This is a genomic window from Leeuwenhoekiella sp. CH_XMU1409-2 (assembly GCF_037029365.1).
GTDB lineage: Bacteria > Bacteroidota > Bacteroidia > Flavobacteriales > Flavobacteriaceae > Leeuwenhoekiella > Leeuwenhoekiella blandensis.
In genome coordinates, this window is record NZ_JAYMEI010000002.1 from 96,966 (window position 1) to 112,528 (window position 15,563).

At 41.3% G+C, this 15,563-nt stretch carries 11 protein-coding genes; 7 read left to right on the plus strand and 4 right to left on the minus strand.

All coding sequences use genetic code 11. The annotated features are described in order from the left end of the window. Positions 1 to 211 precede the first annotated feature (211 nt). The 5 genes from WA338_RS02185 (at position 212) to WA338_RS02205 (ending at position 8,261) form a co-directional block, all read left to right on the plus strand. Positions 212 to 1,789: an aldehyde dehydrogenase (NADP(+)) gene (locus WA338_RS02185; RefSeq protein WP_272985429.1), complete on the plus strand. Its 1,578-nt coding sequence runs from the start codon at positions 212 to 214 to the stop codon at positions 1,787 to 1,789. Between the two features lie 83 nt (positions 1,790 to 1,872). Further along, a complete protein-coding gene (locus WA338_RS02190) occupies positions 1,873 to 3,597 on the plus strand; it encodes a DUF885 domain-containing protein (protein ID WP_272985428.1) in 1,725 nt (574 codons plus the stop codon). A gap of 24 nt (positions 3,598 to 3,621) precedes the next feature. After that, positions 3,622 to 4,629 carry a 4-hydroxyproline epimerase gene (locus tag WA338_RS02195; protein WP_272985426.1) on the plus strand — a complete coding sequence of 336 codons (1,008 nt, stop codon included), beginning with the start codon at positions 3,622 to 3,624 and terminating at the stop codon, positions 4,627 to 4,629. A 102-nt stretch (positions 4,630 to 4,731) separates the two neighbouring features. After that, on the plus strand, positions 4,732 to 7,008 hold the full coding sequence (locus WA338_RS02200) for a S9 family peptidase (protein WP_272985424.1): 2,277 nt from the start codon (positions 4,732 to 4,734) through the stop codon (positions 7,006 to 7,008). 2 nt (positions 7,009 to 7,010) lie between these two features. Then, positions 7,011 to 8,261, plus strand: a complete 1,251-nt coding sequence (locus tag WA338_RS02205) for an NAD(P)/FAD-dependent oxidoreductase (protein WP_272985422.1) — start codon at positions 7,011 to 7,013, stop codon at positions 8,259 to 8,261. A 111-nt stretch (positions 8,262 to 8,372) separates the two neighbouring features. On the opposite strand, the gene WA338_RS02210 is transcribed toward WA338_RS02205, so the two are convergent. The 4 genes from WA338_RS02210 to WA338_RS02225 form a co-directional block, all read right to left on the minus strand. Further along, a complete protein-coding gene (locus tag WA338_RS02210; protein WP_009778843.1) occupies positions 8,373 to 9,473 on the minus strand; it encodes a DUF4407 domain-containing protein in 1,101 nt (366 codons plus the stop codon). A gap of 209 nt (positions 9,474 to 9,682) precedes the next feature. Continuing rightward, on the minus strand, positions 9,683 to 12,133 hold the full coding sequence (locus WA338_RS02215) for a M56 family metallopeptidase (protein ID WP_009778844.1): 2,451 nt from the start codon (positions 12,131 to 12,133) through the stop codon (positions 9,683 to 9,685). Further along, entirely contained in the window at positions 12,133 to 12,501 is a 369-nt protein-coding gene (locus tag WA338_RS02220; protein WP_009778845.1) for a BlaI/MecI/CopY family transcriptional regulator, read from the minus strand. The genes WA338_RS02215 and WA338_RS02220 overlap by 1 nt, the downstream gene beginning before the upstream one ends. A 183-nt stretch (positions 12,502 to 12,684) precedes the next feature. Beyond that, positions 12,685 to 13,929, minus strand: coding sequence for a DoxX family protein (locus WA338_RS02225; protein WP_009778846.1), 1,245 nt, complete (start codon positions 13,927 to 13,929; stop codon positions 12,685 to 12,687). A 123-nt stretch (positions 13,930 to 14,052) separates the two neighbouring features. On the opposite strand from WA338_RS02225, the gene WA338_RS02230 reads away from it, so the two are divergent. Then, complete coding sequence (locus WA338_RS02230; protein ID WP_009778847.1) at positions 14,053 to 14,634, plus strand: PhnA domain-containing protein; 582 nt, start codon at positions 14,053 to 14,055, stop codon at positions 14,632 to 14,634. Positions 14,635 to 14,720: 86 nt separating this feature from the next. Continuing rightward, the gene (locus WA338_RS02235) at positions 14,721 to 15,497 is read left to right on the plus strand and encodes a DUF1206 domain-containing protein (protein WP_230199228.1); all 777 of its coding nucleotides are present in this window, start codon (positions 14,721 to 14,723) and stop codon (positions 15,495 to 15,497) included. Positions 15,498 to 15,563: the final 66 nt, after the last annotated feature.

Consider the following 15,563-nt stretch of genomic DNA (forward strand, 5'->3'; position numbering starts at 1 on the left):
ATATTAGATTTAAAGTTTAGCTGTTTACGGTTTGGCAATTTTCAAGGCTTAACAAAAATGCTGACGGCTCATTTTTTTAGACTTCAAAAGAAGTCTGAATACCAAAGAAAACAAGTTTAATTAAAAGCACCGCAACTGTGGTGCTTTTGGCGTAAACAAGCTTAGCTACTGCCTCAAGTGGCTTAAGTGATTAAAAAAGAAATTGATACAAATGATTACAGGAAAGAATTATATAGGAAGTAAAATTTCTGCAGAAGGAAAAACAACATACACAACGATCAACCCAAAGCTCAATATTGAGAATGAGTGGCAATTTACCGAAGCTACTGAAGCTGAAGTTAATGCTGCTGCACAGTTGGCAGCTGAAGCTTTTGAAGTGTACAAACACAAATCAGATAAAGAACGCGCAGCATTTTTAAGAGCAATTGGAGAAGAGATCGAAGCTTTAGGTCAGCAATTGATCGATACCTACACCACCGAATCTGGCCTTCCTGAAGGTCGTGCAATGGGAGAGCGCGGCAGAACAATTGGTCAACTCAATGCGTTTGCTTCCCTGTTAGAGCAAGGAGATTGGGTGCAAGCTACCATAGATCACGGTAATCCCGAGCGTACTCCTGCACCAAAACCAGATTTGCGTAAAATGCAAATCGCGACCGGACCTGTTGCTGTTTTTGGAGCTAGTAACTTTCCGTTTGCGTTCTCAACCGCCGGAGGAGATACCGCTAGTGCACTTGCAGCCGGTTGTCCGGTTGTTGTAAAAAGTCACCCAATGCACGCAGCGACTGGCGAATTGGTTTCTTCAGCAATCATCAAAGCGGCGCAGAAAACAGGAATGCCTGACGGCGTTTTTTCTAACTTGAACAGTAAAGGAATTGCAGTAGGAGAGCAGTTGGTTAAGCATCCTGCGATCAAAGGTGTTGGTTTTACCGGAAGCATAAAAGCGGGGAAAGCCTTAGTCGCTCTAGGAGCCAACAGAGAAGAACCCATCCCGGTTTATGCCGAAATGGGAAGTATAAACCCTGTTGTGATCCTTCCGGAGGCCTTAAAAGTCAATGGTGAAAGCTGGGCGCAAAAATATGCGGGAAGTATCAATCTTGGCGCGGGACAATTTTGTACCAATCCCGGGTTGATCTTAGGAATTGAAGGAGAAGAATTAGAAACTTTTGGTAAGAATCTGGCTGCGCATTTAGGCGAGCAACCTGCGCATTGCATGTTGCATCCTAATATTCAGTCGGCTTACGAAAGCGGAAAACAAACAATGCTCGATGCGGCAGGAACCGAAGTGCTTGCAGTCACCTTAGAAGCAGAAGGAGCAAATGATGGTAAACCGGCATTGGTAAAAGTTACAGGAGATAATTTTCTTGCGAATACCAAACTGCACGCAGAAGTTTTTGGACCGTTTTCAATGTTGGTAAGCTGTACTTCAAAGGCACAACTGCTTGAGGTTTTAAATGCATTAGAAGGCCAACTTACCGGTTCGCTTATCGCAGAAACTTCAGAAGTTGCTACTTATACAGATGTGATTGACGCTTTGCGTTCGCGTGTGGGTAGAATTTTATTTAATGGTGTTCCTACCGGTGTTGAGGTTTGTCCTGCAATGCACCACGGTGGGCCATTTCCATCATCGTCTGATGCCAAATTTACTTCGGTAGGTAACGACGCGATTTACCGTTGGGTGCGTCCGGTTTCTTATCAGGACTGGCCGCAAGAATTACTTCCAGATGCTTTAAAAGAAGAGAATCCGTTAGGAATTCTGCGTAAAGTAGACGGGAAGTTTACACAGGACTAAATGACTTTAGACTGTTAGGAGTTAAAAATAGGTGCAGTATTTTGACACTTAATACTGCACTTTAAAATCAAATAATTAAACGTATGAAACACTATTTACTTCTTTTTATTATTTCAAGTTTAACTCTTTCAGTTTCAGCTCAGGATGCTGTTTCCCTAGATAGCATCATTGCTGAATATCAAAATCAGCGCGATTATAACTGGCGCGATTATCCTTTGGGACGCTATGATGAAGAGCTGCCCAAGGCACGTGCAGAAGCTGCTCAAGATTTATTAAAAAAGCTGGAAGGTGTAGAGACCTCTACTTTGAATGAGAGTGAGCTTATTTCCTATAAACTGCTCAATTTTGTCTTGCAGGATCGCGTAGATCACTACAAGTACAAGATGTATCTCAATCCTCTGCAGGCCGATCAGGGATTTCATTTGAATCTCAATTATCAGGTGCGACCTATCAACAGCTATCAGCAGGCTGTGGGTTATTTAAACCGGTTAAAAGCCATTCCTTATTTTACTGAAAGTCAATTTGCGCTGATGCGAAAAGGCTTAAAAGAAGGCATCAATCAGCCTAAAATTATTTTCAATGGCTACGAGTCTACCTACAATACACATATTGTTGATGATCCTACCGAAAGCTATTTTTACTCACCATTTCTTGACTTGCCGGAAAGTATTTCCGCAGCGCGAAAAGATTCGCTTTTAAATGCAGCGCAGCAAGTGATTACAGATAGTGTGATACCGAGTTTTAAAAAGATCAAGACCTTTTTTGAAACCGAATATTTACCGCAAACCCGAGACGAAATTGGTGTTTCTTCGCGTCCCGGAGGAAAGGAATTTTATCAAAACCGAATTGATTTTTATACAACCTCAAAGGACTACACCGCACAATCTATTCACGAATTAGGACTGAAAGAAGTTGCGCGCATCAAAGCTGAGATGGAAAAGATCATCAAAGAAGTAGATTTTGAAGGTTCGTTTGCAGACTTCTTAGCGTTTTTACGTACCGATGATCAGTTTTTTGTAACTACCGAAGATGCGTTGTTGATGCACGCCAGAGATATTGCCAAGCGGGTAGATAATGAGTTACCGGCATTTTTCTCCAAGTTGCCCAGACAGCCTTACGGAGTGATCAAAGTTCCTGACGCCATCGCTCCAAAATACACCGGCGGAAGATATTCTGGCAGTAGTATAAACGGGACACAGGCGGGGCATTATTTGGTGAATACCTACAAGTTAGACAGTCGTACGTTGTACACGCTTCCGGCGTTGACAGCGCACGAGGCAGCACCGGGACATCATATTCAAGGAGCGCTCAACCAGGAGTTGAGTGATAGTATTCCGCAGTTTAGACGCAATTTATACTTATCTGCTTATGGTGAAGGTTGGGGCTTATATGCTGAATACCTTGCTGATGAAATGGGGATTTATCGCACGCCTTACGAGAAATTTGGCCAGCTTACCTATGAGATGTGGCGGGCTTGTCGCCTGGTGGTAGACACCGGCATTCACGCTATGGGTTGGTCGCGCCAGGAGGTGGTAGATTATATGTCGCAAAATACTGCGCTTTCGATCCACGAGATCAATACGGAGACCGATCGTTATATCGGTTGGCCGGGACAGGCGTTGAGCTATAAAATAGGCGAACTCAAAATACGCGAGTTGCGCAAAAAAGCAAAGAACGAATTGGGCGAAGACTTTGATATACGTGCTTTTCACGAAGTGATTTTAGGTGAAGGCACGGTGACCCTGCCCATTTTAGAAGAACAGGTTAACGCTTTCATAACCGAACAAAAGGAAGCACTAAAAAAATAGAAAACATAACACGTGAATTAAAAAATGGCTGTCCACACTTTTGAATGTATAGATGCGCACACTTGTGGTAACCCTGTGCGTGTGGTAAAAACGGGTGGTCCTGCGTTAGAGGGCAAAACCATGAGCGAGAAACGCCAGCATTTTCTGAAAGAATATGACTGGATTCGTACCGGATTAATGTTTGAGCCGCGCGGTCACGATATGATGAGCGGCAGCATTTTGTTTCCGCCGCACGACCCGGCAAATGACTTTGCAATTCTTTTTATTGAAACCAGTGGTTGTCTACCTATGTGCGGGCACGGGACCATAGGAACCATTACCATCGCCATTGAAGAAGGTCTTATCACTCCTAAAACTCCCGGTAAAATTAGAATGGAAGCTCCCGCCGGATTGGTAGAGATTGAATATCAACAAACCGGTAAAAAGGTAGATTGGGTAAAATTGACCAATGTGAGAAGCTATCTGGCTGCTCGTGATTTGACAATTGATTGCGATGAGTTAGGAACTTTAAAATTTGATGTTTCTTACGGTGGAAACTATTATGCGATCGTTGATCCGCAGGAGAATTTTAGCGGTGTGCACGATTTTAATGCTTCTAAGATCATCAGCCTGAGCAAGATTTTACGGGAAAAGATCAATGCAAAATACAAAGATCATTTTGTGCATCCTGAAAATGAAACCATACGGGACGTAAGCCACATGTTGTGGACCGGCAACCCGCTAGATCCTTCTTCATCAGGGCGTAATGCCGTTTTTTATGGAGATAAAGCGATCGATCGTTCTCCCTGCGGGACCGGTACATCGGCGCGAATCGCACAACTGCATGCCAAAGGGATCATTCAGCCGCATACCGATTTTATTCACGAGAGTTTTATAGGCTCAAAATTTATAGGCCGGGTAGAAGAAGTGACTCGAGTAGGGGATTTTGAAGCGGTGATCCCAAGCATAAAAGGTTGGGCTAGAGTGTATGGTCACAATACGATGACTATTGATACTGAAGACCCTTACGCATTTGGTTTTCAGGTTTTATAAAACGAGGTCGGAGGTAAGCCTACGAGGCTGCTTTAAAAATCTGTTTTTAATCAAGTCTCAAGGATAGTATTTCTTTTGGAGGCGCCAATAAATATTCAGTTTATGAAGTTTTTCAAGTCAAGATTATTGCTTGTTGTCGGGCTATTGTTCAGCAGCTTTTTTGCTCTGGCACAAGAGCAAATGACCTTAGCCGATTATCAGCAGGCTGCAGATTATGCCTATAGTAATCTATGGAATAAAAAAGTTTTTAATGTATCAACCGCGGTACACGAATTTGAAGATCATTCAGGGATTTGGTTTGTGAATTATACCGAAGCAGGTAAGGAATATAAAACGGTTTCTTTTAAAGATTCAGAAGTAAAACCGCTTTTTGATCAGTCAAAATTGGCAGAAGCTTTAAGTGAAATCTTGAATACGGATCAGGCTGCAGATCAGCTTTCGGTCTCAAAAATTGAAAAAACGAATGATGGCTTAAGCTTTGAATTTGAGAATACACGCTTTACTTGGGATGGAACATCTTTAGAGAAGAATAAAGAAAAAACACCAAGGAATTCTCGTGATTGGCGCAATCAAATGGAGTCTACTTCACCAGACAAAAAGTGGATCGCTTTTACCCGAGATCATAATTTATTTATTCGTGATGCAGAAACAGATGAGGAAATTCAGTTAACGACCGATGGTCAAAAAGGTTATGATTATGCGAGTAGTATTGGCTGGTTTGACATCATCGAAGGCGAAGGAACTGAGCGTCCTAAGCATTTTGGTGTGCAATGGTCGCCAGACTCTAAATATCTTGTGACGCAAGTCGTAGATACGCGCAATGCAGAAAAAATGTATCTGCTGGATTACAGCATAGACAGTTTATACAAACCCAAATTATTAAGTTACTACCGCGGTTCTCCGGGAGACACGACGATGGTGACGTATAAACCGGTGTTTTTTGATGTCGAAAGCCAAAAGCAACTGGCAATCGATCTTCCTAAAAAAGTGCACGTCAATGGGATCTGGTTGAAATTTCAAGATAAGGAGCCGCATAAAATGATCGCTTCCTATCGTTCACGCGGTTACAAAGAGCAGTTTTTAAAAATGGTTGATCTTGATGAAGAAACTGTGCAGCCGCTTTATGAAGAAGCTACACAAACCAGTATTGATAATTTCAACTATCGTGAGATCGAAGGTTGGGATGATCTGGTGGTCCTTTCTGAACGTGAGGGTTGGAAGCAATTGTATTTAGTCAATAAAAACAGTGGTAAAATCACATCGTTGACTAACGGTGAGTTTGTAGTAAACGATATTGTGCACATCGATGAAAAGGACAAAGTGATTTATTACACCGCTTCGGGCGTTGATGCAGCGATGAATCCGTACCATCAGAAATTGTATCGGGTTTCTTTAAAGGGAAAAATAAAGGAACTAACCCCAGAAAATGCCAATCACGAGATCACATTTTTTGAGGATGCTGATTATTTTGTAGATGCGATCTCAAAGGTAGACCAACCTACAAAAACCGTATTGCGCAGCAAGAAGAATGGAAAGATCACAGCGACCCTAACCACAGCCAATACAGCACAAATTGAAGCGGAAGGCTGGCAAATGCCTGAAGTATTTACACTAACAGGTAAAGATGATAAAACCCCAATTTACGGCGCCTTTTGGAAGCCGGTAAACTTTGACAGTTCAAAAAAATATCCTGTTATTGATGCGACCTATACCGGCCCGCATACGCAGCGTTTCCCCAGAACATTCAGTCAGGCGTTGAGCAATCAGGCGATGGCTAATTTAGGCTTTATCGTAGTGGCTATTGATGGTCTGGGAACTGCAGGGAGATCTAAAGCTTTTCGGGATGTTTCTTATATGAATATGGGAGATAACCTGCGTGATCACGTGAACGCTATTAACTATTTGGGCAAAAAATACGCCTATGTAGACGCTGAGCGTGTGGGAATTTTTGGGCATTCGGCAGGTGGTTTTGATGCGGCGCATGCGGTGTTGGCTTTTCCTGATTTTTATAAAGTGGCAGTGGCGAGCAGCGGGGATCACGATTTTAGAATGGAAAAAGCCTGGTGGCCGGAGATGTATATGGGTTATCCTGTTGATGAGCGCTACGAGGAAGTGTCAAACATCACGATGGCGCCTAATTTAAAAGGAAAACTATTACTGGTTCATGGTGGGATCGATGATAACGTAAATCCTTCGGCGACATTTAAATTGGCTGAAGCCTTGATCAAAGCCAATAAGCAATTTGATATGTTGATCATCCCGAGTCAGCGTCACGGCTATACCGGTAAATACAATACTTATTTTCAGAAAAAAAGATGGAATTATTTCATCGAGAATTTACTAGACAAACAAACCCTTTGGGACTTTAATCTGGACTAATTATGAGCAAAAAATGTGTAATTATTGGAGGTGGAATCATTGGCTTATCTTCGGCTTACTACCTTCAAAAGGCAGGGCACGAAGTAACGGTGATCGATCAAGGAAGTATGGATTCTGGTGCATCCTACGTGAATGCAGGTTACCTCACGCCAAGTCATATTATTCCGTTAGCGGCTCCCGGTGTGATGCAGCAAGGCATCAAGTGGATGTTCAGCAGTAAGAGTCCGTTGTATATTAAACCGCGCTTAAACGCCGATTTTCTTAAGTGGACGATGGCGTTTAACAATTCGTGTTCAGAAAAAAATGTATCTAAAGCCATTCCGGCGATTCGAGATATCAATTTGTTGTCGCGGGACTTGTATTCAGATATTAGAGCGGAAGAAAATTTCAATTTTCAGCTTAAGAAAGACGGTTTGCTTATGATGTGTAAAACCGAACATATGCTTGAAGAAGAGGCGCATGTTTTGGCTTTAGCCAATAAAGAAGGCTTGCCGGCGCGTATGCTTTCTGCGGAAGAAGTTCAGCAAAAAATGCCTAATGCCGATTTAGATATCAAAGGTGCGGCGTTTTATGAATGCGATCATCATACCACTCCGGGCGAATTTATGGAAGAGCTGAAAACACTGTTGCAGGCCAAAGGAGTGCAGTTTGTTAAGAACGAAAAAGTAACCGATTTTGATACGTCAAGCGGTACCCTTTCTAATGTAAAAACTGCATCAGGAAAGACTTTTGTTGCTGATGAAGTGATCTTGGCAACCGGAGCTTGGGCCGGCGAGTTGAATAAAAAATTAGGGTTAAAAATTTTGATGCAGGCGGGTAAAGGTTATCGCATCAATTCTGAAACTGAAACCGGAATCACTTTACCTTCGATCTTGTGCGAAGCAAAAGTTGCGGTAACGCCTATGAATGGTTTTACGCGTTTTGCAGGAACCATGGAAATCGCCGGAATCAATCATAATATTAATAAAGCCCGTGTTGAAGCGATCGCCGAGGCGGTGCCGCGCTATTTTAATAATGTGGTGATCTCTGAGCAGGAAAAAGACGAAGCCCAATGCGGCTTGAGACCGGTAACTCCAGATGGATTGCCGTACATAGGCAGACCTTCAAAATGGAAAAACTTAACCATTGCCGCAGGTCACGCAATGATGGGATGGAGCTTAGGCCCGGGAACCGGACTCTTGGTTTCAGAAATCATTGATGGCAAAAAACCTTCTTTAGATCTAGGCGTTTATAACCCTGATCGCAGATTCTAGTTCTCGATACATTTCCACAATGCTAGGGCATTGTAGAAATACTCGAACTGACAACAATTATTGAAATGCTGAATTTGTTTCAGCATTTCAATAGTTATGATTTCAAAAAAGCTACAACAACTTACTCTGCCGCTTGTAAAAAGCATCTTGTTGTTTCTGCATCAGATCCCGAGCCATTTTCTTTTTGTAATTGTAGAGTTCGTCTTCTTCAGTAAGATCGCCGTAGACTTTATCATTAATGACGTTGTCTGCATCAATTAGATTTTTACGTTGATTCGCTTTTTGTGTCGTCCACGACTTGAGTTCGCCCTCAGCATCTGCTAGCTTAAGATCGTATTCTCCTTTTGGAGAAATGAGCTTGGCGAAAATCGGGGTGGTTTCAATGGCTAGAAACAGTAAAAAGATAAAAAATGAAGGGAGCCAAGGCAAGGTTTCTAAAGCGTCAATACGCGCCATTAAACCATCAAAATTATCAATAATAGGTTGGGTTTCAGAAACACGTGTTTCGTAGTCTGAAGCTAAAGAAGCTTTCTCCAGTTCGAGTGCAGCGATCTTTTCAGAATTGGTTTGTTTCAGCTGTTGCAGTTCTGCCAGAGCAGCATCGTGTTTTTCTCGTTTCTCTTTATAAACAGGTCCTTTGCCTAGTTTTCCGGTGCCAGAGGTACCTTCGGCCTCTGTAATATAAATGTCATAAAGCGCATTCACTTCTGTTTCTTTGGTAACGACTTCAGATTTCAAGTTTTCAATTTCGGTATCTAATGCAGCAACGGCCGGAGTAAATTGATCGGCGATCTGATTTTGATTGGCGAGCGTTAGATCGTTTTTCTGTTCTAACAACACGCGATCAATTTCCTTTTCAAAAATTTTAAGTTCAAGCGGTTTTGAAATTACTACTGCGATAATCACAGCAAGAATCAAACGCGGCAAGGCTTGGAGAAATTCGTCTAAGAAATTATCCCGTTTTTTAATGGTGGAAACAATAAAGCGGTCCAAATTGAAAATGAGTAATCCCCAGACAAAGCCGAAACCTATCGCCATTGGGATCGAGTCAAAAACGGTATATAACGCATAGCCCGAAGCGATAAAGGCCATTAACGCAGTAAAAAATACGGTAGCGCCAATCCCGGCATACTTATTTTGCTCGCCGGGAGCACAAGAATCTAGAAGCACATGGTCTGCTCCTGAGCAAAGAATAAAAAATTTTTTAAGCATAATATGATGATTGATGAATATCAAATGTCGCGATTAAAAGATTACGCACAAAAGAAATCGTTAAGTGCTAAAACGCTGAAATAGTGAAAAGTATTGCGATAAAAAAACGCATCATAAAGAATGATGCGTTTTTTGATAAAATTTGAGGTCTTGCAAAAGCTTTACTCGATAATCCAGCTCTAATTCTGGACTTACTTCGAGGTGGTTTTTTATTTATCCTTGATGATCAATACATAACTGCCCTTGCTAGAATTAAGTAAGATATCGTACTGCTCTTTCTTCTTCATAAGTTCTCGGGCTTTTTCAGCCGAAATCTTTTTGTTGTTGTAGTAAATATTGTCTTTAGCTAAACGTACCATTTCTTCAGGAGCAGGTGGTGGTGGAGGTGGCAGTAATTCTGAATCAGCGCCTTCCTTTTTCAACTGAAAGCCATTGATATGAAAATCCTGAATTTCTTTGTAGGCTTTATGTGCTTGACTTTCAGCCACGCCTTTGGGTAAATTAAAAATAACGCCGCGTCTTTTTTCTGTGGTGTTTTGAACCCAGTCTTGAAAATTCTTTTCAATGAATGTTTTAAGCGCTGTAATTGTGGTTGCTTTTCCTTCTACCTCAATAGCTTTGGTGTTAGACAGCTTAATATTCAATAGGTTGTAGTTGTTTTCAGTAAATGATTCAGGTTTTACTGGAGCCGGTGGTGGTGGCGGTGGTGGCAGCGTCTGTGCTGTTGGAGGAGTTGGCGCCGGAGGCGGTGCAGGGATTGAACTTGCTTTTGGTGGTGCCGGAGCCGGTGGAGGTGGCGGTGGTATCAATCTTTTTGGATTGGCTTTATAAAGCGCTTTGGTTTCAAAATAAAGCGCTGTGGTTTCAAAAGCTTCTTGTAATCCTTTCCAAACACCTTTGTCGGGGTTCGAACTTCTCACATGGATGTTGAAGTTTTTCTTTTCGTTTAGCGTCCAGTTTTTACTCAAAGCATCAAGGTCTTTAGCAAAATTTTCAACAGAAGTTTCCTCGTCGTTAAGCCATACTCGTGATCCTGCAACCGTAAGTTTTAGTACTTTTTCTTCTTGCGCGCTATCGCTAATGCGCTGTTTAATTGAAGCGGTTTGGCCAATTGCAATTATCGGGTTGTTCTTTTTTTGCTCCTGAGCCGTCGTCGTAATCACCTTTAAAATTCCTCGTTGACGAAATAGCTCTTTTACATCGGTCATAATACCCATCGGAAGATTTTCATCAACTTTTAATCGAAGTGTGATATCTTCCGGTTGCGTGTTTTTAAGAATTGTTTTTAATATAGTTTCAATCTTTGCATCTAAATCTTCTACAGCTACTTGAGCATTGTTGAAATAGATATTTTGGTTTTTATCGATGGCTACATCAATAACGTGAACGATTCCGCTCTCTTTTCCATTTACACTGGCTTGAGCCATTCTGTAAGAATCATTGTATTCTTCTAAGGTTTGATTGTAATTTTTAATCTCTTTTTTAGAAGCGTTGTGTGGAATTGGAAAAGGTTCAGCAATAATATCTATTTTTTTGACACCATAAGCTTCTAGTGCGTCGGTGATAAGGCTAACTGTTTTTGTCTTTGTGATTGGTGGGATGAAAATTGAAGAGATAATATTCTTTTTACGTTCATTTTTAGAAAAACTCATATTGTGGAGCGCTAATTCTGAATCTAAGTTTTCAAAGCTTGTTGGTGAGCCATTGACGTATAAGTTTCTTTCTTGATCAAGAAAAACTTCTATGTTTTCAAATACGGTTTTTACTTCATTTTGAACTCCTATAGGCTTTGCCACAATTTCCTGATTAAAGAAATAAATACAACAAGCGAGTACGGGCACAAAGAGTGCAAGACGGGTGGCCAGCTTTTTGACCGAGCGGGTTTTTGATAACATAAGAATTCGTTTTTTAGTTAATGAATAATTGATCGGGCTACTTAACGCAGTGTGATGAGCACCTCCCGAATAGTTAAATAAAAGATTGGTATAGTTAGTAATGTTGTTTTCTTGTTGTAATGCGGCTTGATCTGCCAAGAATTCGTGATTGAGCGCTACACTTTTCTTAAGTAAGATCAAAAGTGGGTTGAACCAAAAAACCACCTGTAAGAATTCGATAAAAAGGATATCCCAACTGTGTTTTTGAATTACGTGCGCTTGTTCGTGCTGCAAAACTTCGGCAGGAAGGGCGTTATTTTTAAAGTCGGTCTTGGGTAGAAAAATATACTTGAGAAACGAGTGCGGAATCACGTGTTCTACCAGCAACACATTGATGTGTGAAGTCGCTTTTACGTGTTCGTTATGGCGCACTTTTTCGCGTAAGTGTAACAGATTGCGTAAAAACCGGAAACCAAATAGTAGAACGCCAGCACCGTAAATTATGCCTGAACTAATGAGTAGCCAATTTGTAGATTCAGCTACTGGCTTAGCAACCGGAGCATCTTTAAATTCGGCTGGTGCCATAAAGTTCTCTGTGTTCACGGGCTGTGGAGCAACTTCAACCGTATAAGAAAACGTAATCAAGGGTAATGCAAGTGCGATTGCCAGGCTTCCCAGTAAATAGAAGCGTTTAAATTGATGAGCTGCAGTTTGCTCTAGAGCGATTTTGTAAAAGCCCCAAAGAACCAACAAGCACAAAATGGATTTGATGAGGTAGGCAGTCATTACTTTTGAGATTTTAGGCGTTCATCAATCAATTTTTTGAGCTCCTCCAATTCTTTCTGACTCAGGTCGGTTTCTTGCGTAAAGAACGAAGCAAACTGCGCAGCCGAATCATTAAAGAAGTTTTTGATCATTCCGTTCACTTGTTTTGAGAAATAACTGTTCTTCTTTACTAACGGAAAGTATTCTCGTGATCTCCCGTACTGCACATAGTCTACAAAACCTTTATCCTGCATACGTTTGAGTAAGGTTGCAATTGTAGTTGTGGCTGGTTTGGGTTCGGGATACGCATCGATGAGGTCTTTCATAAATGCTTTTTCTAGTTTCCACAAAATTTGCATCAATTGTTCTTCGGCATTAGAAAGGCTCATAGTTCTATGTTTTTAGAATGTATTCTACAAATGTAGAAATAAATTTCAATTCTACAAGTGTAGAGTTAAATATTTTATTGAATACTAGAACATTTGCTTCTGTGATTTACAGAAAATTAAGAAGTGGCGGGCGGTCTAATTGGAAGCGGAAGGCTTTTCATTTCAATCCCTAACGCTGAAGATTTAACGATTAAAAGGATATTCATTAATCCAGTGAAAGCCACGATTAGGTAAGCGCATTTCGTTAAGATCTTTAGCTTTCATTTTAATCTTCAGTGTGTCGCGACCTAATGTTCCTTCTATAGTTAAGCGATCTGCTTCTTTAGAAAAGGAGAAGTTATTGTACTGTTCATAATCATACTCGTAGATTGATAGTTTTGATTGACTGGTGTCGATTTCCAGATTGAGCCATTTGACCTCATCATCCATATACATTACACTGCATCGATCCTTATAATCAATAACCAGATAACGCCAGCGTTGCTCGTTAGTAAGCAAAGGTGCAACGAGACTGTCGTTTATATGCATGGTTTCTACCTCCCAGATTCCGTATAGTGGTGGTTTTGCTCGTTTGTCCCCATATTCGCGCTCACCAGAGTAGCCTTGCCAGACTGAGATACCAATAAACAGAAACAGGGCTGTAAGCTTTAGACCTCTTTTAATCTTTTCGTAAATCCTGTTTTTTACAGGATTGTATTCTACTATACGGGCTGTAGATTGATTGCTAAAGAATAATCTGTAAAGTCTTTTCCAATCAGTAGCAGCCAGTACCAAAGCCATCGCCAAGAGATGCATAGAAAGTAGTTTTACCGGGATGTCATAAGTAAAGTTCATCACGACGACGTGGCTCATCACTCCGGCAACAAGCAAAGCTCCTAAGGTTGTGGTTCTACGCCATATCAATAGCAATCCGCCCAAGACTTCGAGCATTCCTGTGTACATATTATACGCTTCGCTAAAACCCATATAGGTCCAGGCCAATCCCATAGGTGAAAAGCTTCCTAAGGGCTGTAATAAACGGATGAGTGAAGGTTCGGGAAACTGAGTTTTATATACTTTGGCAAAACCATAGCTCAATAGCATCATAGCCAAGAATAAACGCAAAACCACCAGAAACCAATAAAACAGCGTGTTGTAAGATGTTCGTTTTCGGTCAACTACCGTCCATATTATTACACCCAATAGCGTGAGAACAAAATTCACAAACAACAGCACATACGCATAGGTCGAGTCGCCGCTACCGGTGGCAAAAAAATGTAATTCTTTTTCAATACCAAGGATGAGATGTCCTGCTAAACGCACCAGCGGTTCTGCAGGCTGAGACAAAAATTGCAACAGAATATAGAGTGCGAAATACAGAAACAGAAAACGGAAAACGATTTTTTCTGCAGCAGTCCAATGTGGATGATATGCTCTGGAGAAGTTCATAAACAGAAGATTTGATCGATGTTGGCTTAAGTTAGTACTTTCCTAAATACAGTACTTTTTTTCGCCTGTTGCAAAAAGGCAGATTTTCTAATAAGACTATCTTTACAGGCTAAACAAAAAACCATGAGCTTAGAGCAAGACTTAAGAGACCGCAGCGGTAACGTATGTGAATTGAGTGGAAGCACCGAAGATCTCGATATATATGCAGTTCCTAACTCGCCAGATTTACCCGAGGCAGAAACCCATATTTTTATTTCAGAAACCTGTCGCAAGCAATTAGAAGATAAGGCAACCGCAGATCCTAATCATTGGCGCTGTTTAAACGATAGTATGTGGAGCACGGTGCCTGCGGTTCAAGTTGTAGCCTATCGTATGCTGCATCACCTCAAAGCAGAAGGCTGGCCGCAAGATTTGCTAGATATGATGTATATGGAAGAAGAGGTTAAAGCCTGGGCAAAAGCCGGGATTTCTGAAGAAACAGAAACTAAAGGTTTGGTGCATCGCGACAGTAACGGTGTTGTTTTAGAAGCAGGCGATTCTGTGGTGTTGATTAAAGATCTTAAGGTGAAAGGCAGCAGTATGGTGGCTAAACAAGGTACAGCGGTACGCCGAATTTCTCTAGATCACGAGAATGAAAAATATATTGAAGGTAAAGTAGACGGGCAGCAAATCGTTCTGGTAACCGACTATGTGAAGAAGATTTAGCACTTCCTTTAGTTTATTATAACATCAGATTGGGAACGAATGTTTTTGATTATCAATAGATTGAGGTCAACTAACTAAATTCCAAAATGATGAGTAATAAAAAAGAAAAATTAGCCCGCGCGGGTATGGTGGCAAAAGGTGCGGTTTATGCCATAATAGGAACATTAACCGCAATGGCCGCTTTTAATTTAGGCGGTACCAAAAGTGGAAAAGATAATGCATTGCAGTTTCTTGCAGGTCAACCCTTTGGTCAGGTTTTATTAGGTGCTTTAGCCATAGGTTTATTTGGCTATGCCTTTTACCGTTTTTATGAGGCGATCAATGGGCCGGGGGAGTCTTGGAGTGAAGCTAAAGGTTTTGTGAAACGTGCCGGTTTTATCGTAAGCGGAATTTTCTACGGAGCTTTAGGGTTTACAGCAGCAAAAATGGTTGTTTCCGGCAGTTCAGGTTCTGGTGGTAATTCGGCGGTTTCTACCTTGATGTCTAAACCTTACGGAGCATACTTGGTAGGCTTTGTAGCGGTTTGCCTTTTAGGAAAAGCCGTATTTCAAGTCTATAAAGCGTATTCCGGAAAATTTAGAGAAGACGTTAAAGAAAGTAGCCTTGATCAAAAGGAGCGTGAAGCACTTATACGTGCAGGGAAAATTGGATTTACCTCTCGCGGAATCGTTTCCGGAATCTTGGCATTTCTATTTTTCAAAGTAGCTTTAGGTAATGGTGCAGATGCCGGCGGAAAAGTTGCTGCTTTTGAATTTTTACAAGATAATTTTGGTGCAGCCGTAATGGGTATTGTAGCACTTGGTCTTGTCGCTTACGCCGTGTTTATGTTTATTCAGGCTAAGTATGCGCAGATCAGAATTTAGAATTCCAGGTTCAAAAGTGAACTTTTAAAATTAAAAAACCCGTTCAGCTTCAAGTTGAACGGGTTT